Source organism: Terrabacter sp. AAH1 (assembly GCF_054456855.1).
On sequence record NZ_JBTJJV010000002.1, the window covers coordinates 425091 to 447043 of the forward strand.

The following is a 21953-nucleotide window of genomic DNA, read 5'->3' on the forward strand; positions in this document are numbered from 1 at the left end:
CCTTTCCCAGCATGACGGAGGCCACGGACGCCACGGACGCCACGGACGCCACGGGCGCACGGGTCGGCCGGCGCTGGTCGGCTTGGCGGGTCGTGTGGTGGTTCGGCTTCGTCAGCCTCGCCGCCGACATGGTCTACGAGGGCGCCCGCTCGATGTACGGGCCGTTGCTCGCCTCGCTCGGGGCGAGCGCCGTCGTCGTCGGTCTCGTGACCGGTGCCGGCGAGGCGATGGCCCTCGTGCTGCGGCTCGTCTTCGGCCCGCTCGCCGATCGCACCGGTCGCTACTGGGGTCTGACGATCCTCGGCTACGGCCTGACCGCCGTCTGCGTGCCGCTGCTCGCCGTGACGCCGTTCGTCGGGGGAGCGGGTCTGGTGCTCGCGGCCGTGCTCATCCTGCTCGAGCGCTCCGGCAAGGCCGTGCGCAGCCCGTCGAAGTCGGCGCTCCTCGCGCACGTGGCGTCGGCCGTGGGCCGCGGTCGGGGCTTCGGCGTGCACAAGGCTCTCGACCAGGTCGGGGCGTTCGCGGGGCCGCTGCTCGTCGCGGCCGTCATCGGGGCGGCCGGGGCGATCTGGCCAGGCATGGCGGTGCTCGCCGTCCCGGGAGTGGCAGCGATGCTGCTGCTCGCGGTCATCCGCTCACGGGTGCCCGACCCGTCGGTCTACGACGAGGTCCACACCGCAGCGCCGGTCACGTCTGCTGACCCGGATGACCCTGTGGCGCAGCCGGTCTCATCGGACCTGCGTGGAGTTCGGGGCTGGTTCGCCGACGCCGTCGGGACGGGGCTGCCGCGCGAGTTCTTCGGCTACGCGCTCGCCGCCGGGCTCACGACGGGCGGGCTCGTCACCTTCGGGATCATCGGCTACCACCTCACCGTCGCGGGCCTCGTCGCCGTCGCCGCCGTCCCCCTCGTGTATGCCGGCGCGATGGCCGTCGAGGCGCTCGCCGCCCTGGGCGTCGGGCTCGTCTACGACCGCAGAGGAGGGGCGGTGCTCTACCTCGTGCCGGTGCTCGTCGCGCTCGTGCCGCCTTTGGCGCTCACCGGGCGGCTGTGGGTGGCGCTGCTCGGCGTCGCGGTGTGGGCGCTCGCCTACGGGGTGCAGGACTCGACGGTGAAGGCGCTCGTCGCGGAGGTCGTGGCGGCGCCGCGGAGGGCGACGGCATACGGCGTCTTCGCGGGGGTGCAGGGCGCGTTCGCCATCGTCGGGGGGCTCGTGGCCGGCTGGCTCTACGACCGGTCGCTGACGGCTCTCGTCGTCGTGGTGGCGACGAGCCAGCTCGTCGCCCTGGTGCTCCTCGTCCGCACCGTCCGCTCCCTCCGCACCCCCGCCTGAACGCGCGAACGCGGCGTTCGGTCTCGAAAACCGTGTTCCAACACTGAGTTCGAGACCGAACACCGCGTTCGGTGAGGTGAGACGGGTGGGACTGGTCAGCTCACGGCGTCGAGCGCGTCGACCATGCCCTCACCGTAGAAGCTGTTGTCCGCGAGCGGGCCGGTGCAGTCGGGGCCACCGGTGCGGCCGGGCGGCGGCACCTCCTGCGCCGAGCAGGCACGGTCGTCGGCCTGGCTGCGCAGCTTCTCGACCATCTGGGCCGGGGTCCAGCTCGGGTGCACCGACTTCATGAGGGCGAGCACACCGGCGACGTGCGGGGACGCCATCGACGTGCCGCTCTTCAGGCCGTAACCGTTGCCGGCGACGACCGTCGAGAGGATGCTGCGACCGGGCGCCGCGACGTCGATGACACCGAGGCCGCGGTTCGAGAAGTACGCCAGCGAGCCGGTGCGCGTGGCGGCGGAGACCGTGACGACACCCGGGAGCTCCGTGGGGATGTCGTTGCAGCCGCTGTTGAGCGTGCGGCTCACCTGACCCGCGGCAGGCTGGTCGTCGGGGCTCGTCGTGTCCTTGAACGACGACTTGTCGGCAAGGTCGTGGGCCGAGTTGCCGGCAGCGGCCGCGTGGACGACACCCTGCTCGGTCGACCAGGCGACGGCGCGACGCACGGCTTCCTTTGCGGCGTACTGGTCGGGCTGGTCCTCGCAGTAGAACTCGAACGGGTCGACGTAGTAGCTGTTGTTCGTCACGTCCATGTGCTTGAGGCCGGCCTCGACGAACCCGCAGACGGCGTACTCCGGGTAGATGAAGCCGTCGTCGTTGACGACCTTGACGGAGGCCAGCCGCACGTTCGGGGCGACGCCGACGATGCCGACGCCGTTGCGGGCGGCGGCGATGGTGCCGGCCACGTGGGTGCCGTGGTCGCTCGTGGTCGGCTCCCAGCCCGTGGTGGACGGGCGTCCGGCGTCGACGCAGCTGACCGAGTTGGCGACGTCGAGGTTCTTCACGAGGTCGGGGTGGTCGGCGTCGATGCCGCTGTCGAGCACGCCGACGAGGACGTTGCGCGAGCCGTCGGTGATCCTGTGGGCCTGGTCGGCCTTGATCATCGTGAGGTCCCACTGCTCGCCCTCTCGCGGGTCGGTCGCGCCGGCCGGGGTGGTCTCGGCCTCGACGTCGCCGTTCCACGCCTTCTTCGCGCCCTGCTTGTAGCCCGAGGCGCCGCGGCCCCAGGCCGCGGCGGCACCTTCGGGGGTGCCCTCGGACACCGCGACCGTACGCGTGGCGCCGACCGACTCGACGGCGTTGCCGCCCACGGCGACGACGTCGGCCCGGAACGTCGAGACCTTCGAGTGCGCGATGACGACGCCGATCTGCGGCCACGACTGGACCACCACGCCGCCGGCCGCGACGACGGCCCGCTCGACGAGGCGGGTCTGGCCGGGGTTGGCGGCCTTCGCGTTGACGACGTAGCTCATGAGCCGGCCGTCGGGGGTGTTGATGGTGACCGGGGTCGAGGCGGGCTCGGCGGTGGTCGACGCCGAGGCCATGCTGCCGAAGGCGGCCGTCGACGCGAGGGCGAGCGACGCGACGGCGACCGCGCCACGTCTGGTCAGGCTGGGGTGTCGCATGTGTTGGGCTCCCGTTGGGTGAGGGAATGGTGCAGATGCGCCCATGTCGGGCACATGGGACCCATCCTGCGACCGAATCCGCGACTCCGCTCGTCGAGAAGATCGGGCGGCGTCAGGCCACCCGCGGGCTGTTCCCCACTGGTCGGGTGAGGGGCGCGAAGGCGATGAGCAGCACGAGCGCACCCAACGGCTCGAGGCCCCACGGAAGCGCGAGCAGGGCGGCAGCGACTCCTGCGAGCGCGAGCGAGCCGGCCGGCATACGCCCCTCGAGCCACGTCGTGGCGAGCACGAGTGCCAGCGCGAGCGCCGTGAGCACCTGACCTCCGGCGGCGAGCGCGGTGGGCACGGTGGCGGGCAGGAAGCCGGTGAGGCCGCCCACCCAGACGGCGCCGGTCGCGCCCGCGCCGAACGCGGCGAGCAGCGCCGTGGGCACCGCGACCGGCAGGTGCTCGGCCCGCGCACCCAGGGTCGTCGTGAGCCACGCGAGTCCCGCGCTGGCGAGCACGAGCAGTGCCCCGGTGGCGACGGCGAGCGGGCCACGGGTCCCGGCCGGGTCGAGAACGTCGGGACCGCCGAGGACGTCGGGACCGCCGAGCCCGTCGACCCAGTCGGCGATGCCGTGGGCGAAGAGCAGCAGCGGCGCGACGAGCGCCAGGAGGGCGACCCGGTCGGGTCGGCTCGCGGCCTCGACCGTCGTGCCCGTCGGGCCCGTCGCGGCCGGACGGACCGGAGCCGTCGGGCTGGTGACCGGTGCCGGCAGCGTGCTCGTCGTCATGCGTCCAGCGTGACCGCCACGGGCGGCGTCGCCCATCGGGGTCGACCCCGAGCGACCCCGGAGCGGTCCCTGAGTGCAGCCGGGCCGGGTCCGGGGGGTATGGACGATCCGCGCGGGATGGCGTTTTTGTCCATTTCAATGACTTTGCCCTGCTACAGGTCGTACCGTGCCGAATGTGGGGGTCGTCAGGGTCGGCCCGTCAACGCATCAGAGGGTTGTTGTTCTAAGGGGGTAGACATGGCAGTGCGCTTCAACGCTCCTCCGGGATGGCCTGCTCCGTCAGCGTCGTGGGCGCCGACCGATGACTGGATGCCCGACCCGTCCTGGCCCGCGCCGCCCGCGGACTGGGAGTTCTGGACGCTCGTCGACCAGCGCGCCGAGGCTCGTGCGGGCCTGGCGGCACGCGAGGCCGCCGGCTCCCGGGCTGCTGACGCTTCCGTGGTCGCGGGTCCGCCCCGCTTCGGTATGCCGCCGCGCAGCACCGCTGCGACGTACGGCACCGACCGTGGCAGCTGGCTCGCGAGCCTGCGGGCGCGGGCAGCCGCCGAGTCGACCGCGTCGGCTGCTGCCGCAGCGGCCGAGGCCGCCGCAAAGCCGGCTCCGCGCGCGGGCGCGAAGACGGTCGTCGACACCTCCTGGGAGATCGACGGCCTGCTGACCTCTGCGGGCAGGTAGGTCGACCGACGTGGACCTGCTGCTCAGGGTCGCGCCGGAGGTGCGGCTCAGCTCCTCCGCGTCCGGACTGCGCGCGTCGCTCGACGCCGGTCCGGTCGTGCGGACGGGCGTGCCGGCGGAGGCGACCGCGGCCGGGGAGCACCTTTCGCTGGCGCAGCTCGAGCAGCGCGTCCACGACGCCCACGCGGTCGAGGACGTCGTCGCCCTCGGCGCGGCCGAGGAGACCCTGGGCTCGCTGCACCTCGACAACCACCCGCTGCGCCGCCGCCCCGACCCGCCCGACACGGCGCCGTTGTCGGCCAAGGACCGGGCTGCCCTGCAGCGCAAGGCGTTCCGAGCCGCCCTGCCCCAGGTGCCGCTGTTCAAGTGGTCCGAGAGGACCAAGGCCAAGGCGGCGGCCGAGGCCGAGGCGAAGGGCTTCGGCGCGGCCCTGGACGTCGCCCACGCCGTGGTGGCCCAGCACCGCACCGTCGCCGTCGAGCACCAGTGGAGGGAGCTCTCGGAGCACGACCCGGCCACGGTCATCGCCGAGCTCGACGCTCACTTCGCGGCCGCGGAGTGCGGGTGCACGTGCGTCGACGCCGGCTGGGACGTCGCCACCTCCCGCGGCTACGTGACCGTGGTCGGCCGCTACCCCGGCCTCGACATCGTCGGCGAGCGCGGGCCCGGCGTCTCGTCGAGCGGCCGGCGGATGATGCGTCGCCGCACGCGTTCCGAGCGGAACGCCCTCTACCTCAGCGGTCTCGCGTCCTTCGCGCTCGCGACCGTGCGGCGAGCCATCAGCGTCGCGGTGGCTGCCGACGACGTCCACGTCATCGTCGTGCGCCCCGCCGCCGAGGGCGACGGTCTCGAGCCGATCTACGTCGGGAGCCTCAGCCGTGAGGCGGTCACGCTGCGTCCGTCGCTCGCCGACCCGGTGCCGCTGCTGCTCGGCTCGGCGGTCTGCCAGATGCAGTTCGAGGGGTCGGCGCACGACCTCGTCGCGCTCGACCCCGACTCGCACGTGGTCGAGGTGGTCCGGGCGTGCGCCGAGGCCCTGGCCGACGAGAAGCTCGACACCCTGCTGCGCGACCCCGCCGGCTGACCCGGATCCCGTCAGGAACTGCGCACGCGAAGCCGGGGTTCTCGTCGAGTGCTCAGTTCCCGACGCCAAGCTCCCACTCGAGTGCTCACCTTCCTACGCCTCGACGAGGCGGCGGAGGGCGAGGGCGGCGATGGGACGGTAGGCGAGGACGGCATACGCCGGTGCATCGATGACGAGGTCGCTCGTGCAGCCGCCGCCAGGAGCCGGGCGCACCGAGTGGTCCAGCGTCGCGTGCACCAGGCCGAACCGCACGTGCCAGCTCCACGTCATCGCTGGGGCGTCGACGGTGGTCACCTCGAACGGCAGGCGCACCCCGAGCGGCCCGACGACGAGCCCGGTGAGCCCAGGCGTGAGGCGCCGGGTGGCGGCGATGACCTCCTGCACCTGGGGTGACCACGTCGCCCACAGGTCGAGGTTCTCGTAGCGTGCCCAGGCGTCGGCCGGCGTGGCCTTGCCGGTCTCGCTCAAGGTGGCGCGCACGGCCGGGATCTCCTCTCGCTCAGACCGCGTCGCCGCGGGCCGGGCCGTCGACGTTGACGGTGGGCGTGCCCGAGCCGCAGCGCACGACGACGGCCCGCGAGGTCGCGCCACCCGGGTTGCTCTCGCGGTGGACGGCTCCCGCGGGTACGCGCAGGAAGTCACCCGGACCCGCCTCGACGACGTGCTCGCCGTTCGGTCCGGACTCGAGCCGCATGGTGCCCGACACGATGTAGAGCGTCGTGTCGTGGTCACCGTGGTGGTGCCATCCGGAGACGGCACCCGCCTCGGTGTCGACGGTGCCCGACCACATCGTCTCTGTGTGCAGCGCGACGTGCCGGGTCATGCCCGGGGTCGGGTCGGCGGGTGAGAGCGCGTCGCCGCCGACGCGGCTGCACGGCTGGGCGGGGTCGTGGGAGTCGCTCATGACCCCATCAAACTCCCGGCCGGGGCGCCTGACCACGTCTAGCCTTGATCTGTGGCCGGTCAGGCGCGACGGGCAGTGCGGGGGCAGCGACAGGGACGGGTGGTCGTCGTCGGGGCGAGCATCGCCGGGCTGCTGGCTGCGCGGGCGCTGTCGGACCACGCCGAGTCGGTCGTGGTCCTCGAGCGCGAGCGGTTGCCCGAGTCGGTCGAGCCGCGCGGGAGAGTGCCGCAGGGCCGCCACATCCACCTGCTGCTCTCGGCGGGACTCGACCGGCTCCGCGACTGGTTCCCCGGCATCGAGGACGAGTGCCTGGGCCGCGGCGCCGTGCACATCGACGGCACCGGCGGTTTCGTGTTCCAGGGCGGCGCCTACCGGGCGCGCGGCGACTGGGGCAGGCCGGCGATCTCGCAGTCGCGCCCACTGCTCGAGTCGGTCGTGCGTGGCCGCGTTGCGACGCTGCCCAACGTGACCATCGAGGACGGCGTCACCGTCGAGGGTGTCGCCCTGTCCGGCCGTCGGGTCACCGGGGTCCTCGTCGACGGACAGGAACGACCGGCCGACCTCGTCGTCGACTGCTCCGGACGCAGCTCCCGCATCGCGCACGACCTCGCGAGCCGGGGCCTGCTCGACCCGCCCGTCACTCGGGTCGACATCGACATCGCCTACACCTCCTTCACGCTGCGCCGCTCCGCCGGTGACCTCGACGGGCAGTTCGTCTTCTGCAGCGACAACCCCGGCACCTTCCGGTTCGGAGCGGCGGTCCCCATCGAGGGCGAGCGCTGGCAGGTCACGGTGGGAGGCGTCCACGGCGACGTGCCGCCCCTGTCCTACGACGGCATCGCCGAGTTCGCGGCCACCCTCCCGACCCCGGCGGTTGGCCAGCTCATCGACCGGTGCGAGCGTGTCTCGGAGGTGACCACCTACCGGTTCCCCTCGAGCCAGCGCAGGCACTACGAGAAGGTGCGCGATCTGCTCCCGGGCCTCGTCGTGCTCGGTGACGCGTCGAGCAGCTTCGACCCGATCTACGGGCAGGGGATGTCGTCGTCGGCCCTGCAGGCCGAAACGCTCGGACAGCTGGTCGCGCGCACGGGCGTGTGGGACGCCGACCTGCCGAGACGATTCCACCGCAGGGCTGCCCGCATCATCGAGGCGCCGTGGCGGATCGCCGTCGGTGGCGACTTCGGCCATCCGGCCACTCGAGGTCCCAAGCCCCTCGGCACCGACCAGCTGAACGGCTACATCCGGCGCGTGGTCCTTGCGGCGCACGCCTCGCTCCCGGTGGCGGTCGCGTTCAACGACGTGCTCCAGCTGGCCCGCCCGCCCGCTTTCGTGGTCGCGAGGGTCCTCCGTGCGGCGGGTCGGTCACCGGTGGTGACGGGTGCCCCGGTGCTCCACCCCCGCGTCGGGCCCGTGGTCACCGACTGAGCAGGACGGCATACGTCGTCTGGGCCGCCAGGGGGACGGGGCTCGTCGTGGCGGCGCGTCTTTGGTTGGGTGGACGCATGAGGACCGACCACTTCATCCGATTCGAGCGCGTCGACTCCGTCGAGCGGACCGAGCGCGGCCTGCTCGCCCGCCTCCACGGCGAGCAGCTGCGCGTCGAGGCCGTGCGCCCCGACGTCGTGCGCCTCCAGCTGAGCCGCGGCGGCGTCTTCGACGAGAAGCCGACGTATGCCGTGTGCGTCGACCCCTTCGGCGCCGACGGTGGCGCGGCGGTCGACTGGACCGCTGAGGAGTCGGACGGGTCGTGGCGGCTGACGACCGACGAGCTCGTGGTGACGCTGTGGCTCGACCCGTTCCGGGTCGACGTGCACCGCACGGACGGCTCCGCCGTCATCGAGTCGGCGCCCGACGCCGAGGGCCGCTACTGGACCTATGCGACGCTCAACGACGCGTGGACGACGCGGCGCCGGATCGGGCGCGACGACGCGATCTACGGCCTCGGCGAGAAGGGTGGCCGGCACAACCGCCGCGGCCGTGACTTCACGATGTGGAACACCGACGTGCTCAACGAGCACGCGACGGCCGAGTTCCGGGCCGGGCTCGACGCGGACGACCCGCGGGCCGACATGACGAGCACCGAGTTCGACCCGTACTACGTGACCGTGCCGTTCTTCCACCAGCGCTCGGCCGAGTCGGGCACGGCCGTCGGCTCGTTCGTCGACAACGGCTACCGCGGCGAGTACGAGTTCAGCCGCGACGACGAGTACCGCATCACATTCCACGGTGGCCAGTGGACCGAGTACGTCTTCGCCGGACCGTCGATGGCCTCGATCCTCGAGCGCTACACCTGGCTGACCGGCCGCGCGTCGCTGCCGCCGATCTGGTCGCTCGGCTACCACCACTGCCGCTGGCACGCCTACAAGCAGCAGGACATCGAGGTCATCGCGAAGCGCTACCGCGACGACGAGTTCCCCTGCGACGCAATCTGGCTCGACATCGACTACATGGACGGCTACCGCGTCTTCACCTGGGACTCGGAGCGCTACCCCGACCCGGCGGGCATGCTCAAGGGCCTGGCCAACCAGGGCTACCGGGCCATCACGATCGTCGACCCGGGTGTCAAGCACGACCCCGGCTACGAGGTGTACGACGACGGCCTCGAGAAGGACGTCTTCTGCCGCACCGAGGGCGGCGACACGTACGTCGGGCAGGTGTGGCCGGGCAACACCGTCTTCCCCGACTTCGTGACGCCCGAGGCGCGCGCGTGGTGGGGCGACCTCAACGCCCGTCACGTCGGGTCGGGCCTCGCCGGCATCTGGAACGACATGAACGAGCCGGCCACGGGCGAGATCCCAGCGGAGGCGATGCTCTTCGACAAGGGCCGGGCCAAGCACGAGCGCTACCACAACCAGTACGCGCTGCTCATGGCCATGGGCACCATCGACGGCCTTCGCGCTGCGCAGCCCGACGCGCGCACGTTCATCCTGTCGCGGGCCGGCTTCGCGGGCATCCAGCGGTACGCCGCGAACTGGATGGGCGACAACCAGGCCCGCTGGGACCACCTCTGGGTGAGCATGCCGATGGCGTGCGGATTCGGCCTGTCGGGCCAGCCGTTCGTCGGCGCCGACATCGGCGGCTTCCAGGGCGACACCAACCCCGAGCTGTTCCTGCGCTGGATGCAGATGGGGGCCCTGACTCCCTTCTGCCGCAACCACTCCGAGACCAACAACGTCGACCAGTACCCGTGGTCGTTCGGCGAGGAGATCCACGGGCTGGCCCGCGACGCCGTGCGGCTGCGCTACCGACTGATCCCCTACATCTACTCGGCGTTCGTCCGGTCGACGGAGACGGGCGAGCCGGTGCAGCGACCGCTCGTGCTCGACCACCAGCACGATCCCGAGGTCGTCGACCTCGACGACCAGTACCTCTTCGGCCGCGACCTGCTCGTCGCCCCGGTCACGGAGCAGGGGATGACCTCGCGCACGGTCTACCTGCCCGAGGGCGGCTGGTACGACTGGCACACCGGCGAGCTGCACGAGGGCGGCCGGCGGATCACCGTCGACACCCCGCGCGAGCGCATCCCGCTCTTCGCCCGGGCGGGCGCGGCGATCCCGATGTGGGCGGAGGCGCCCGCGTCGACGCACGACCACCACCCCGAGGTCGTCGAGCTGCACGTCTTCGACCCGGTGGCAAACGGCAGCTGGGAGTCGGTGCTCGTCGAGGACGACGGGCTCACCGTCGTCGACGGCGAGCCGCAGCGGTTGACGACGACGGTCGTCGTCAGCCGGGCCGGCGGCGACGTGCGGGTCGAGCACGACACCGAGGGGCCTGGGTATGCCGGCCACGCCCGCACGCGCTTCGACGTCGTGCGCCACTCGGCCTGACGGCATACGGCCTGAGGCGAACTGGTCCGCTCGCCCCGCGATCGCGGGTACGACTCACTAGCGTGCGATGGTGCTTGCGGGCTCAGAACGATGAGGAGAAGGGTGGCACTCGTGGCGAGTCACGATGAAGATCACGGCGATGATCACGAGGCCGGACGGGCAGACGAGCACGGCGGCGGTGGCGGCGAGAGCCTGCTGACCGTCATCATCGCGCTCGTCGCGAACGCGCTCATCGCGCTCGCGAAGTCGGTCGTCGCGGTCATCACGGGGTCGGCGTCGATGGTCGCCGAGGCGGCGCACTCGTGGGCCGACGCCGGCAACGAGGTCTTCCTCATCCTCGCCGAGCGCAAGGCGGCCCAGCCACGCGACGCGCGGCACCCGTTCGGCTACGGGCGCGAGGCGTACGTCTGGTCGATGTTCGCGGCCTTCGGTCTCTTCGGCGCCGGCGCGGTCGTGTCGGTGTGGCACGGCATCTCGGTGCTCGGCCATGAGGAGGAGGAGACGTCGTACACATGGGCGTATGCCGTGCTGGCCATCGCCTTCGTGCTCGAGAGCGTGTCGTTCGTCCAGGCCACGCGACAGACCCGGGCCGAGGCGAAGCGGCGCGGGCTCCGGCCGCTGAAGTTCATCGCCAACACGTCGAACCCGACCCTGCGGGCCGTCTTCGCCGAGGACGCCGCGGCGCTCGTCGGCCTGCTCATCGCGGGGCTCGGCATCTTCCTGCACCAGGTGACCGGCCAGGCCGTGTGGGACGCCATTGGATCGATCCTCGTCGGCCTGCTGCTCGGTGTCGTCGCGATCTTCCTCATCCGTCGCAACCGCGACTTCCTCGTCGGCGAGGCGGTGAGCGCCGAGGTGTGGCGCCGGGCGCTGGACGAGTTGAACGAGAGCCCCGAGGTCGAGCGGGTGACGTTTCTGCACCTCGAGTTCGTCGGCCCCGGCAAGGTGTTCCTCGTCGCGGCCGTCGACCTCGTCGGTGACGAGACGGAGGCCAAGGTCGCCGACCGGCTGACCGCGCTCGGGCACGCCATCGAGGAGCACCAGGTCGTCGCGCGTGCGGTGATCACCCTGTCGAGCCCGGACGCGTTGACCATCGAGCCGGACTCCATCGGGACGTCGGCCACCGGGACGCCCGCCGGCGCCATGAGCAGCGACGGCCGCACCTCCTGACGCCTGCAGGCCACTGGCTGTGAGGTCTTCCGTCCGTCCTCGACCCTAGGTAGAGTACGACTATGCCTCCTCGGATGACGATGGCAACGCGGTTGATCCTCGAGGTCCTGATGAGCGACCTGGGTGCCGAGTGGTACGGCTCCCAGATCGGTACCGCGGCGGGCCTGCCGGGCGGCACGGTCTACCCGATCCTCGCCCGCCTCGAGCGCGTCGGCTGGTTGGAGTCACGGTGGGAGGACATCGATCCCAGCAGGGAGGGGCGACCGGCGCGTCGGTACTACCGACTCACCGAGTCCGGCGCGGCCGAAGCCGGCCGGGCCCGTGCGGCTGCGCACCGGCCGCGCACCCCGTTCGCACCGGTCCCGAAGGAGGGCCTGTCGTGAGGAAGAAGCAGACGAGAGCATCGGTCCGGTTCGCGGTCTCGGCGATGGAGCGCGCGACCGAGGGGGTCCCATCGGAGATGCGCAACCGCTACCACGACGAGCTCGTGGCGGAGATGCACGAGCTCGGCCGGGTCGCCGCGTGGCGCCATGCCCTCGGTGTCGCCATGTCGTCGTCATCCATGCACGCCGCGCTGACGGACGGTGGCCCGGCGCCGGAGCCGCAGCCCCGCCATCCGGTGATGTGTCGGATGAACCTGCACCACGTGTGGGTCACGCGGCACACGAGCGACGGCAAGCTCTACCGGGCGTGCAGCCGGTGCGGCAAGGAGTACGTCAACACCGGCACGGCAGGCGTGATCGGCGGCTGACGACGCGTCAGATCGCGCACCCTCCTGAGCGAATGCTCAGAGCTGTCGAGTCCACCGCTCACCAACGCGCATTTTCGCTCATTTCTGTGCAACAGTTCGATCGTGCGCTACCAGCGGCAACGCGCCATCGCCGACGAGGTGCGAGACGGTGCGGTCTCCGTCCAGGACCTCGTTCTGCGACTGGGCGTCTCGTCGGCCACGATCCGCCGCGACCTCGCCGAGCTCGCCGACGCGGGCGTCGTGCGCCGCGTCCACGGCGGTGCGGCGCCGGCACTGCCGGTCGAGATCGACCAGCCCTACGAGAAGGCCGCCGACGACGCAGCCTCGGAGAAGCAGCGCATCGCCCGCCGTGCGGCCGAGCTCGTGCGCGACGGCGACACCGTGCTGCTCGACATCGGCACGACCACCGGCGCCCTCGCCCGTGAGCTGAGGGGCCGCAACATCACGGTCATCACGCCGAGCCTCGCCGTCCTCGACGAGCTGCGCCACGACCCCGTCGTCGACCTCGTCATCCTCGGCGGCGCCCTCCGACGGGCCTACCACTCGCTCGTCGGGCCGCTCACCGAGGACGCCCTGCGCCACGTGAGCGCCTCGCTCGTCTTCCTCGGCACGAGCGGCGTCGACTCCGACGGCTGGATCCTCGACACGACGTCGGTCGAGGTGCCGACCAAGCGGCGCCTCGTCGAGAGCGGCGGGCGCGTCGTGCTGCTCGCCGACCACACGAAGTTCCCCGGCAAGGGCTCGATCCGCGTCTTCGGCTTCGAGTCCGTGTCGGTGCTCATCACGACCTCGCTCGCAGACCCGCGCACCCTCGGCCGCGCCCGAGACACCGGGACGGAGGTCCTGCTCGCCCCTTGACCGCCGGTGCCGGCAGGCCGGCTCACCGGCCTCGCGACCGCGACGACCACCGCTCGCCACAGACATCCCCAGCACGTCCATCGGAGAAGGAGCCACACCATGGAAGTCCGTTCCGCCACCCACGGCACGCCGAGGCAGGCACACACCCGCCCGCTCCGACGCGCCGTCATCGCCGGCCTCGCCGCGTCAGTCGCCCTCGTCGGGGCCGCGTGCGACCGCGGCTCGTCGACCGGGGCCAACCCGACGCAGAACGCCGGGGCCAAGGACGTCACGCTGACGATCACCTCCAACGCCATCGCGGGCGGCAAGAACGCCGAGGAGGCCGACTGGTACGCCAAGTACGTCATCCCGAAGTTCACCGAGCAGCAGAAGGCCAAGGGCGTCACGGTCAAGGTCACCTTCCAGCCGTCGGGTGTCGACGACGAGCAGTACAAGACGAAGGTCGCGCTCGACCTCAAGAGCCGGGCCGGCGCCGACGTCATGGCGCTCGACGGCATCTGGGTCGGCGAGTTCGCGCAGGCCGGCTACCTCAAGCCGCTCACCGACGTCGCCGGGTCGGGCGTGACGTCGTGGGAGGGCTGGTCGCAGATCCCCAAGGCCGTGCAGGCGAACGCGTCGTTCGAGGACAAGGCGTACGGCATACCTGCGGGGACCGACGGGCGCGTCCTCTACTTCAACAAGAAGCTCTTCGCGCAGGCCGGGCTGCCGGCGAACTGGCAGCCGAAGTCGTGGCAGGAGATCCTCGACGCCGGCACGAAGCTCAAGTCGATCTCGGGCGTCGAGCCGATCCAGATCAACGCCGGCACCGCCATGGGTGAGGCGACGACGATGCAGGGCGTGCTGCCGCTGCTCGTCGGCACCGGCTCCGAGATCTACGCCGACAACAAGTGGCAGGGAGACACCAAGGCCGTACGCGACGTGCTGACCTTCTACAAGCAGCTCGTCGACCAGGGGCTGACCAGCAAGAACTTCCAGCAGGCCGCCAAGGGCCGTGACCAGTCGTTCGCCGCGTTCGCCGCGGGCAAGGTCGGCGTCCTCCTCGAGGGCGACTACTTCTGGCGGTCGGTCGTCAACCCCGACCAGGGCGCCAACCCGATGAAGTCCCGCGACACCGACGTGGGCTGGGCCTTCATCCCCGCACGTGAGCCCGGCGCGGGCGTCGGCGGCACGGACTTCGTGTCGATGTCGGGCGGTGGCGGCTACTTCCTCAACCCGAACACGAAGTACCCTCAGCAGGCCTGGGAGCTGCTCCAGTTCCTCGGGTCGGCCGACGCCATCAACGCGCTGCTCGCCGGCTCGGCACGCATCACGGCGCGCCAGGACGTCAACGAGAAGGTGCTCGCCAAGGACCCGATGCTGACGTTCGTCTCGCAGAAGGTGCTGCCGCTGACGCACTACCGGCCCGGTCTCGCCGTCTACCCGCAGGTCTCGCAGGCGCTGCAGCAGGCGACGGCCGACATCGTGTCGGGCAAGAGCGTCGAGGAGGCCGCGAAGGCGTACTCGGCAGCGGTCGTCAAGGCCGTCGGGGGTGCCGACAAGGTGGCGACGTCCTGATGGTCCCTGTGGCAGTCATCGGGCACCCGCCCCTTCAGGGGGAGGCGGGTGCCCGATGACCGCCACCGCGGACCGGAAGATCCGCAGCAACCGCGAGGCGGGAGCCCGCGCCGGCGGCCCGGTCGACTCGATCGACGCGGCCGGCCTCGGCCGGGCGCGCGCCGCGGGCCTCGTCGCGCCGGCGCTCGTCCTCGTGCTCGCGTTCCTCGTGGTGCCGGCCGCGTGGACGGTCTACCTCGGCGTCACCGACTACCGCCTCACCGGCATCCAGGCGGCGAACCCCGAGTTCGTCGGCCTCGACAACTTCACGGCCGCGCTCGCCGACCCCGACTTCCGCAACTCGCTGTGGCTGACGCTGCTCTTCGTGCTCGGATCGGCGATCGTCGGGCAGACCGTCGCCGGGTTCGCGCTCGCGTGGACGCTGCGCACGGTGCCCAAGCTCGTGCGGTCGGTGGTCGAGACGCTGGTGCTGCTGGCGTGGATCCTGCCGAGCTCGATCGTCGCGTTCCTCTGGGTCGCCTACCTCTCCGGTGATGGCGGCACGCTCAACGCAATGCTCCAGACCAGTGGCACCGAGTGGCTGCTCGAGCACCCGATGGCCTCGATCATCGTCTTCAACACGTGGCGCGGCACCGCGTTCTCGATGCTGCTCTTCTCGGCGGCGCTCGGGGCGGTGCCGCCGTCGCAGCTCGAGTCGGCGCGGCTCGCCGGTGCCGGCGCGTTCGCCCAGCTGCGCGACGTCGTGCTGCCGCACATCCGCGGGCACGTGCTCACCAACACGCTGCTCATCAGCCTCTGGACGTTCAACGACTTCTCGCCCTACCTGCTGACGGCCGGCGGCCCGAACCACGCGAGCGAGACGCTGCCGGTCTTCATCTACAACAAGGCCCTCTACGGCGGCCAGCTCGGCTACGGCTCGGCCATCTCGTTCATCATGCTCCTCATCAACCTCGTCATCGCGCTCTTCTACGTGCGCCTGCTCCGGGAGCGGCGGTGAGGTCGCGATGAGAACCCGGTCGGTCGTCGGTCGCCTCGCGCTCGTCGCGTTCCTCGCGGCGGTGCTCGCGTTCTGGGCGCTGCCGATGCTGTGGCTCGTCACGGCGCCCTTCGACTCGCAGCCGGGGCTCGACGTCAGCTGGCCCGACTGGACGCTCGCGAACTTCCAGAAGCTCTCGGAGAACCCGTACGCGTTCTCCTCCCTCCAGAACTCCGTCTACCTCGCGGTCGGCACGATGCTCGGCGTGACCGCGCTCGCGGCGCTGGCGGCATACTCCCTCTCGCGGGTGCGCATCCCCGGACGCAACGGCATCCTCTACGGGCTGCTGCTGCTCAGCTCGATCGTCACGGGCACGGCAGCGATGGTGCCGATCTTCCAGCTGATGTTCCAGCTCAACCTCATCGACGACCGCTCCGGCGTCATCCTCGTGCTGACGGGCGGCCTCCTGCCGGCAGCGATCTTCATCCTCAAGGACTTCATGGACGCGACCCCGAAGTCCTACGAGGAGAGTGCGCGTGTCTTCGGTGCGAGCCCGACCCAGGTGCTGCGCCACGTCGTGCTCCCGATCGTGCGACCGGGGCTCGCGACGATCGCCGTCTGGGCGCTGGTCAACGTGTGGAGCGACTTCCTCACGGCCTACATCCTCCTGCGCGACCCGGCGAAGATCCCGGCGGGTGTCGTCATGTACACGTTCTACTCCGAGGGTGGGCAGGCGAATCTGCCTCTCATCTCGGCGTTCTCGCTCGTCTACGCGCTGCCGGTGGTGGCGCTCTACCTGTTCGTCAACCGACGCTACGGGTTCCGGTTCCACGGAGGCATCAAGAGCTGATGGCCAGCATTCGCATCGACGGCCTCACCAAGGTCTACCCGGGTGACGTCACCGCCATCGACGGTCTGGACGTGACGGTCGAGGACGGCTCGTTCTTCGCGCTGCTCGGCCCCTCGGGCTGCGGCAAGACGACGCTGCTGCGCACCATCGCGGGGCTCGAGGAGGCCTCGGGCGGCTCCATCTCGATCGGCGACCGCGACGTCACGCGGCTGGCGCCCGGTGACCGCAACGTCGCGATGGTCTTCCAGGACTACGCGCTCTTCCCGCACATGACGGTGACCGACAACATCGCCTACCCCTTGCGCATCAAGAAGGTCGGCCGCAGCGAGCGGGCGGCGAAGGCGGCCGAGACGGGCGAGGGTCTCGGGCTGTCGGCGCTCATGGCGCGCCGGCCCGGTGAGCTGTCGGGTGGGCAGCAGCAGCGCGTGGCGCTCGCGCGGGCGATGGCCTGCCAGCCGGACGTGTTCCTGCTCGACGAGCCGTTGTCGAACCTCGACGCGCGCCTGCGGCTCGAGGCGCGCACCTTCCTCAAGCGGCTGCAGAAGGACCTCGGGGTCACCACCGTCTTCGTCACGCACGACCAGAGTGAGGCGCTCGCGATGGCCGACCAGATCGCCGTCATGGAGGCGGGGCGCATCCGCCAGCTCGGCACCCCGTCGGAGATCTTCCGTCGGCCGGCCAACACGTTCGTCGCGAACTTCATCGGCTCGACGCCGATGAACATGCTGCCGGGCAAGCTCGTCGGCGGCGTGCTGCAGGTCGGCGCCCTGGAGGGGGTCGACGCCGTCGCGGCGGGGTGGGCCGGCCGCGAGGCGCCTGACGGCGAGGTGACGGTGGCGTTCCGGCCGGAGTACGCGCGTGTCGACGGGAAGGGGCCGCTCGTCTTCGAGGGGACCGTCGAGACGACCGAGAGCCTGGGGGCGAGCGTGCTGGTGACGGCACGCACCGACGACGGCCAGCGGGTGCAGGTCGTCGTGCCGGAAGGGGAGGAGCCCGAGGTCGGGGCGGTCGTGGGGGTCGCCCCGGCCTCCGGGCGGGTCCTCGTCTACGACGCGGAGGGGGAGCTGCTGTCGCCGAGCAGTCCGGTGCCATGACGTCCCCGACGCTGCTGCGGGTCAGTCGCACGTGGCTGCCCGAGGACCGGGCGGACTCGCAGATCCGCTCCATCGCCTTCGACGTGCCCGGGTCAGGGGCGGGCGCGATCGAGGTCGAGATGACGTATGCCGCCGAGCCGGGTGCCGTGCTCGACCTCGGTCTCGAGGGGCCGGGGGGATACGTCGGGTGGTCGGGTGGGGCACGCAGCCGTGTCGTCGTCTCACAGGGGTGGGCGACGCCGGGCTACGTGCCCCAGCCGGTCGAGCCGGGGATGTGGTGCGTGCTCATCGGGCTGCACCGGGTGCCGGCGGCGGGCGCGAAGATGGAGCTGACGGTGCGCGAGGTGGGGGCGGCTGTCGTCGAGCAGCACCGGCTGGCGGAGCCGGAGGACCCGCCCGCTCGTGGTGAGCGCCCGGCTCGGCGGCGGGACCTGCCGACGGTCGACGGGAGGCAGTGGCTGGCCGGCGACTTCCACTCCCACACGGTGCACTCCGACGGGTCGCTGTCGGTGGGCGGGCTTGCGGCTTTGGCGGTCTCGCGCGGTCTGGACTTCCTCGCGGTCACCGACCACAACACGACCAGCCACCACGCCGAGCTGCCTGCCGTCGGCCGCCGGCACGGGATCACGCTCGTGCCGGGGCAGGAGGTCACGCGCGACGTCGGGCACGCCAACGTCTTCGGCGACGTCGGTCTCGTCGACTTCCGGTCACCGCCCGAGACGTGGGCGGGGCAGGCCGAGAGCCGCGGCGGGCTGCTGTCGATCAACCACCCCCTCGCCGCGGACTGCGCCTGGCTGCTGCCCGTGGACCGTCCGAAGGTGGCGGAGGTGTGGCACTCGTCGTGGGCCCTCGTCCCGACGTGGGGAGCGCCGCTCGCGTGGTGGCTCCAGACGCCCGGCACGACTCCGATCGGGGGCAGCGACTTCCACCTGCACGGCAGCGACGGCCTGCCCGGATCGCCGACGACCTGGGTGCTGGCCGAGGGTGACGACGTGCTCGGGGCTGTCAGCGCCGGCCGGACGGCGGTCAGTGCCGGCGTCGACGGGCCGCTGCTGCTGCGGGACGGTGACGGCGTGGTGGCGATCGGTGCCGAGGGGCTGATCCTCACCGGCTTCGGCCAGCGCCGTCAGGTCCTCCTCGACGACCGAGTGCGCGCGACCGGGTGGGACGGCCCCTGCTGGCTCGAGGACGCCGACAGACACGTCCACGCCCTCACCGCCTGACCCGCGCACCCCCCAAGCCAATCGAAAGAACACTCCGTCCCCACCCCCAGTCGAGTGCTCACTTCCCGACGTGGATCGTCGTCGGAAACTGCGCACTCGACCTTCCGGTGTGCCCCATCCCTCAGTCGAGTGCTCACTTCCTGACGTGGATCGTCGTCGGAAACTGCGCACTCGACCTTCCGGTGTGCCTCATCCCGCCGTCGAGTGCTCAGTTCCTGACGTGGATCGTCGTCGGAAACTGAGCACTCGAGTTTGGGGCGGTTCAGTGACGTCGGGTCAGCCTGGGAGGGGGACTCCTAGGTCGACTCGCAGCGTGGCGATCTCCCACGGGCGCATGGGAATTCGCAGGATTCCGTCCTCGACGTCGAGCTCGTCGCCGGGCCGGCCCACGCCGTCGACTTGCGACGCCGACCGGACCGGGACGGCCGACGACCCGAGTGCGGCCTCGGTGGCATCGTCGCTCGAGTTGAGCAGGCGCACCTCGACGGCGGTGTCGTCGTCCTCGCGTCGTCGCAGCGAGACGAGCTGCACGCCGGGGCCACCGACGGTGAGTCCCTCGATCTGTCTTGGTGCCGTGTCGGCCGGGGCGGTGCCGGCGCTGACGACGACGGGCTGCAGGTAGGCCTCGGCTGCCTCAGCGAGACCGACGTCGGACCAGGAGCCGCGGTGCGGCATCACTGCGAGCGACATCGTGCACGGGCCGAGCACCTGCGCCTCGGGGGTCGGCAGCTGCGGCCCGGCGGGCTCGCTGCGGTAGGGGTGGACGTTGCGGCTCAGGTAGCCGATGGACCGGAGCAGCGTCACCGCCACCTCGGTGGACGTCGAGTCCTGCCCGTCCACGACCTCGTACTCGACGGTGCGGCCGAGCAGGATGCCGGCGGCGCCGGCGTCGACGAAGGTCTCGGCAGGGAAGGTGGGGAGCGGGTACTCGCCCACGGGCCCGGCCTCCGCGGTGCGGCCGCGGCGGACGACGGCGAGCTGGCCCTGGGCGTGTGAGTGGTCGGCCGCGACGGCGGTCGGCACGTGCAGCCGGAGGCGGTGGTCACGGGTGCGGTTCTGCCAGTCGAGTCGCAGCCGCACGAACGGTTCGCCGGCGCGCAGCTCGACGTGCATCGTCACCGGCGTCGACTCCGTGTCGGCAGAGCGCCCCGCGAGGTTGCTGCTCATCGGCAGGTCGTACCAGCGGTCGACGCGCAGGGCGCCGACGACCGGTCCCGCGCTGCCGATCGCTGCTACCCGGACGGAACTCGGGGCGTCGACGAGCACGTCATCCGCGGGCGGGGCGTAGTTGTAGGAGTCACCGGGGTCGCCGCCGTCGACGAGCCGTCCGACACCGCTCAGCGTGACGCCGTCCGAGCTGACCGTGAGCGACCCGTGCTGGTCGACCTCGACGCGCACGAGCCCGTTGTCGAGCACGCGGTCGTCGACCCGGACGGACGCCTGGTCGCGGCCTTCGCCACCGTCGAGCCCGACGACGCGGGCGCTGGTCCAGCCCAGGGCCGGGACGGGCACCGAGGCCGCGAGGCGGCGCCGGGGCTCGTCCTGCGTGACGACCCGCCATTCGACGCCGGGCCCCGTCGCGTCCGCCGCCGCGCGCAGACGAGCCTCGGCCGCGATGGCGTCGAAGTCGGGGTCGCCGTGGTCGGCAAGGTGGAACGTCAGCGCCCGCGCCGCCTCGTCGATCTCGATGTCACGCACCTGGAGCCCGAAGAGCTCCCGGTCGTGCACGCGGTGCATCAGCTTCGGCAGGTCCTCCGACCGCACCGTCTCGGTTGCGAGCTCGGCCACGGGCCGTGAGATCTCCTGCGCCGGAACGACACTCCCGTCCGGCAGTTCGAAGCCCACCCACTCCAGCGACGCGGCCACCGGGACCGTGAGCTCGACGACGTCGTGACGGGCCGATGCGAGCGGGTTGGCGATGACGAGCGAACCGATCGGAGCCGTCGAAGCGGCCACGGCCAGGGCGCGGTCGCGCACGGCCTGCGCCGCGTGCTCACCCTCCTGCAGTCGGGCGAGCACCTGCACCGCGGTCTCGTCGACGCCGCACCCGGTCACCGAGTCGTGACACGAGGAGTCGATGACGCGGCGCCAGGCCATCGACAGGTAGTGGCCGGGCAGGGTGGGCAGGTATAGCGCGGCGAACGGCTCGGCATACCTCGTGAGCAGTCGCTCGGTGCGGGCCATCGCCTCCTTGAGGTGCCAGCGGACCGACAGCACGCCGGGGAGGATGTTGGACCGCGCGTGGCTGCGCAGCTCGCCGTCGATCGTGCGCAGCTCACCTTCCGCCGTACGCGGGTCGGCGAGGTACTCGGTGAGGGTCGCGACCCTGATGCGCGGGCCGTCCGGGTCGGCGGTGAGACCGGCGACCTCGCTCATGAGGGTCGGCAGCGGGGCGGCGTGGTCGGTGCCATACATCGCGAGGAAGTCCTCGTCGTACGCCGCGGTCTGGGTGGCGAGGCGCGCGGCAAGGCGCTCGCGGGCAGCGCCGCCGCCGAAGACGTCGGCGACGTTGCCGTAGCTGTTGGCGAGGAACTCGGTGCGGATGCCGGTGCCGTCGGGAGAACGCCACCAGAACTCGTGGCGGTCGACCTCGGCGGGGACGCCGCGGTAGACGACGGCCTGCTCGATGCCGGCGTGGCGCAGGATCTGGGGCATCTGGGCGCAGTGGCCGAACATGTCGGGCAGGTAGCCGATCGGCATGACCGCCCCGAGACGGTCGGCGTCGGCCCAACCCATCTCGAGGTTGCGGATCATCGTCTCGCCGGAGCAGAGGAACTCGTCCATGAGGACGCGCCACGGCCCGATGGCGAGCTGGCCGCTGGCGACGAGCTTGCGTACGGCGTCGGTCTGCTCGGGTCGGACCTCGAGGTAGTCGTCGATGGCGGCCATCTGGCCGTCCATGGTGAAGCGGAAGTCCGGCTCGCGCGCGGCGCGTTCGACGACATCGTCCATGAGGTCGACGAGCCGGAGGCGGAAGCGCTGGAAGGGCTCGTACCACTCACGGTCCCAGTGGGTATGCGGGACGAGCCACACCGTCGAGGTCATGGCTCACGATCCTGCCAGCAGGTCGGTGGCCCTGCGCGGTGTGAAGAGCCGCTCGGTCGACTGGGCGTGGCGCGTGCACGCAGGCCACTGACCCCGCCGGGGTCGGGGCGGGGTGCGGGGCGGGGTCATCTGGTGTGCCAGGTGACCCCGGCCGCGGTGACGGTCGCGGTGAGGTCGTGCTGGTGGACGTGGGTGTGGTGGTGGGGGC

The 21953-nt window shown here is 71.7% G+C and carries 19 protein-coding genes; 14 read left to right on the forward strand and 5 right to left on the reverse strand.

Annotated features, from left to right (window positions below; all coding sequences use genetic code 11):
• Positions 1-11: 11 nt before the first annotated feature.
• Positions 12-1331: an MFS transporter gene (locus ACXR8F_RS05950; protein ID WP_458799155.1), complete on the forward strand. Its 1320-nt coding sequence runs from the start codon at positions 12-14 to the stop codon at positions 1329-1331.
• Between the two features lie 95 nt (positions 1332-1426).
• Here ACXR8F_RS05950 and ACXR8F_RS05955 read toward each other — a convergent pair whose 3' ends face one another.
• Both ACXR8F_RS05955 and ACXR8F_RS05960 read right to left on the reverse strand, forming a co-directional pair.
• The gene (locus ACXR8F_RS05955) at positions 1427-2959 is read right to left on the reverse strand and encodes a S8 family peptidase (protein WP_458799156.1); all 1533 of its coding nucleotides are present in this window, start codon (positions 2957-2959) and stop codon (positions 1427-1429) included.
• A 112-nt stretch (positions 2960-3071) separates the two neighbouring features.
• Positions 3072-3734, reverse strand: coding sequence for a hypothetical protein (locus ACXR8F_RS05960; protein ID WP_458799157.1), 663 nt, complete (start codon positions 3732-3734; stop codon positions 3072-3074).
• 309 nt (positions 3735-4043) lie between these two features.
• Here ACXR8F_RS05960 and ACXR8F_RS05965 point away from each other — a divergent pair, with 309 nt between their 5' ends.
• Positions 4044-4409 carry a hypothetical protein gene (locus tag ACXR8F_RS05965; RefSeq protein ID WP_458799158.1) on the forward strand — a complete coding sequence of 122 codons (366 nt, stop codon included), beginning with the start codon at positions 4044-4046 and terminating at the stop codon, positions 4407-4409.
• A gap of 10 nt (positions 4410-4419) precedes the next feature.
• Positions 4420-5493, forward strand: coding sequence for a hypothetical protein (locus tag ACXR8F_RS05970; protein WP_458799159.1), 1074 nt, complete (start codon positions 4420-4422; stop codon positions 5491-5493).
• Positions 5494-5586: 93 nt separating this feature from the next.
• Here ACXR8F_RS05970 and ACXR8F_RS05975 read toward each other — a convergent pair whose 3' ends face one another.
• Both ACXR8F_RS05975 and ACXR8F_RS05980 read right to left on the reverse strand, forming a co-directional pair.
• On the reverse strand, positions 5587-5973 hold the full coding sequence (locus ACXR8F_RS05975) for an SRPBCC family protein (RefSeq protein ID WP_458799160.1): 387 nt from the start codon (positions 5971-5973) through the stop codon (positions 5587-5589).
• Between the two features lie 19 nt (positions 5974-5992).
• Positions 5993-6397 (reverse strand): cupin domain-containing protein, encoded by a 405-nt coding sequence (locus ACXR8F_RS05980; RefSeq protein ID WP_045189268.1) that lies wholly within the window; start codon positions 6395-6397, stop codon positions 5993-5995.
• Positions 6398-6448: 51 nt separating this feature from the next.
• Between ACXR8F_RS05980 and ACXR8F_RS05985 the strand changes: the two genes are divergently transcribed.
• The 11 genes from ACXR8F_RS05985 (at position 6449) to ACXR8F_RS06035 (ending at position 18700) form a co-directional block, all read left to right on the forward strand.
• Positions 6449-7822: an FAD-dependent oxidoreductase gene (locus ACXR8F_RS05985; RefSeq protein WP_458799161.1), complete on the forward strand. Its 1374-nt coding sequence runs from the start codon at positions 6449-6451 to the stop codon at positions 7820-7822.
• A 77-nt stretch (positions 7823-7899) separates the two neighbouring features.
• Positions 7900-10224: a glycoside hydrolase family 31 protein gene (locus ACXR8F_RS05990; protein ID WP_458799162.1), complete on the forward strand. Its 2325-nt coding sequence runs from the start codon at positions 7900-7902 to the stop codon at positions 10222-10224.
• A 111-nt stretch (positions 10225-10335) separates the two neighbouring features.
• The gene (locus ACXR8F_RS05995) at positions 10336-11394 is read left to right on the forward strand and encodes a cation diffusion facilitator family transporter (RefSeq protein WP_458799163.1); all 1059 of its coding nucleotides are present in this window, start codon (positions 10336-10338) and stop codon (positions 11392-11394) included.
• Positions 11395-11474: 80 nt separating this feature from the next.
• A complete protein-coding gene (locus ACXR8F_RS06000) occupies positions 11475-11777 on the forward strand; it encodes a PadR family transcriptional regulator (protein ID WP_458799164.1) in 303 nt (100 codons plus the stop codon).
• Positions 11774-12145: a hypothetical protein gene (locus ACXR8F_RS06005; protein ID WP_458799165.1), complete on the forward strand. Its 372-nt coding sequence runs from the start codon at positions 11774-11776 to the stop codon at positions 12143-12145. The genes ACXR8F_RS06000 and ACXR8F_RS06005 overlap by 4 nt, the downstream gene beginning before the upstream one ends.
• Positions 12146-12247: 102 nt before the next feature.
• On the forward strand, positions 12248-13003 hold the full coding sequence (locus ACXR8F_RS06010) for a DeoR/GlpR family DNA-binding transcription regulator (protein ID WP_458799166.1): 756 nt from the start codon (positions 12248-12250) through the stop codon (positions 13001-13003).
• Between the two features lie 99 nt (positions 13004-13102).
• The gene (locus ACXR8F_RS06015; RefSeq protein WP_458799167.1) at positions 13103-14557 is read left to right on the forward strand and encodes an extracellular solute-binding protein; all 1455 of its coding nucleotides are present in this window, start codon (positions 13103-13105) and stop codon (positions 14555-14557) included.
• 55 nt (positions 14558-14612) lie between these two features.
• Positions 14613-15554, forward strand: coding sequence for a carbohydrate ABC transporter permease (locus tag ACXR8F_RS06020; protein WP_458799168.1), 942 nt, complete (start codon positions 14613-14615; stop codon positions 15552-15554).
• A gap of 7 nt (positions 15555-15561) precedes the next feature.
• Positions 15562-16383, forward strand: coding sequence for a carbohydrate ABC transporter permease (locus ACXR8F_RS06025; RefSeq protein ID WP_045189284.1), 822 nt, complete (start codon positions 15562-15564; stop codon positions 16381-16383).
• Complete coding sequence (locus tag ACXR8F_RS06030; RefSeq protein WP_458799169.1) at positions 16383-17477, forward strand: ABC transporter ATP-binding protein; 1095 nt, start codon at positions 16383-16385, stop codon at positions 17475-17477. Before ACXR8F_RS06025 ends, ACXR8F_RS06030 begins: the two co-directional genes overlap by 1 nt.
• Positions 17474-18700 (forward strand): CehA/McbA family metallohydrolase, encoded by a 1227-nt coding sequence (locus ACXR8F_RS06035; protein ID WP_458799170.1) that lies wholly within the window; start codon positions 17474-17476, stop codon positions 18698-18700. Before ACXR8F_RS06030 ends, ACXR8F_RS06035 begins: the two co-directional genes overlap by 4 nt.
• Positions 18701-18976: 276 nt before the next feature.
• On the opposite strand, the gene ACXR8F_RS06040 is transcribed toward ACXR8F_RS06035, so the two are convergent.
• A complete protein-coding gene (locus ACXR8F_RS06040; RefSeq protein ID WP_458799172.1) occupies positions 18977-21745 on the reverse strand; it encodes a glycoside hydrolase family 38 N-terminal domain-containing protein in 2769 nt (922 codons plus the stop codon).
• Positions 21746-21953: the final 208 nt, after the last annotated feature.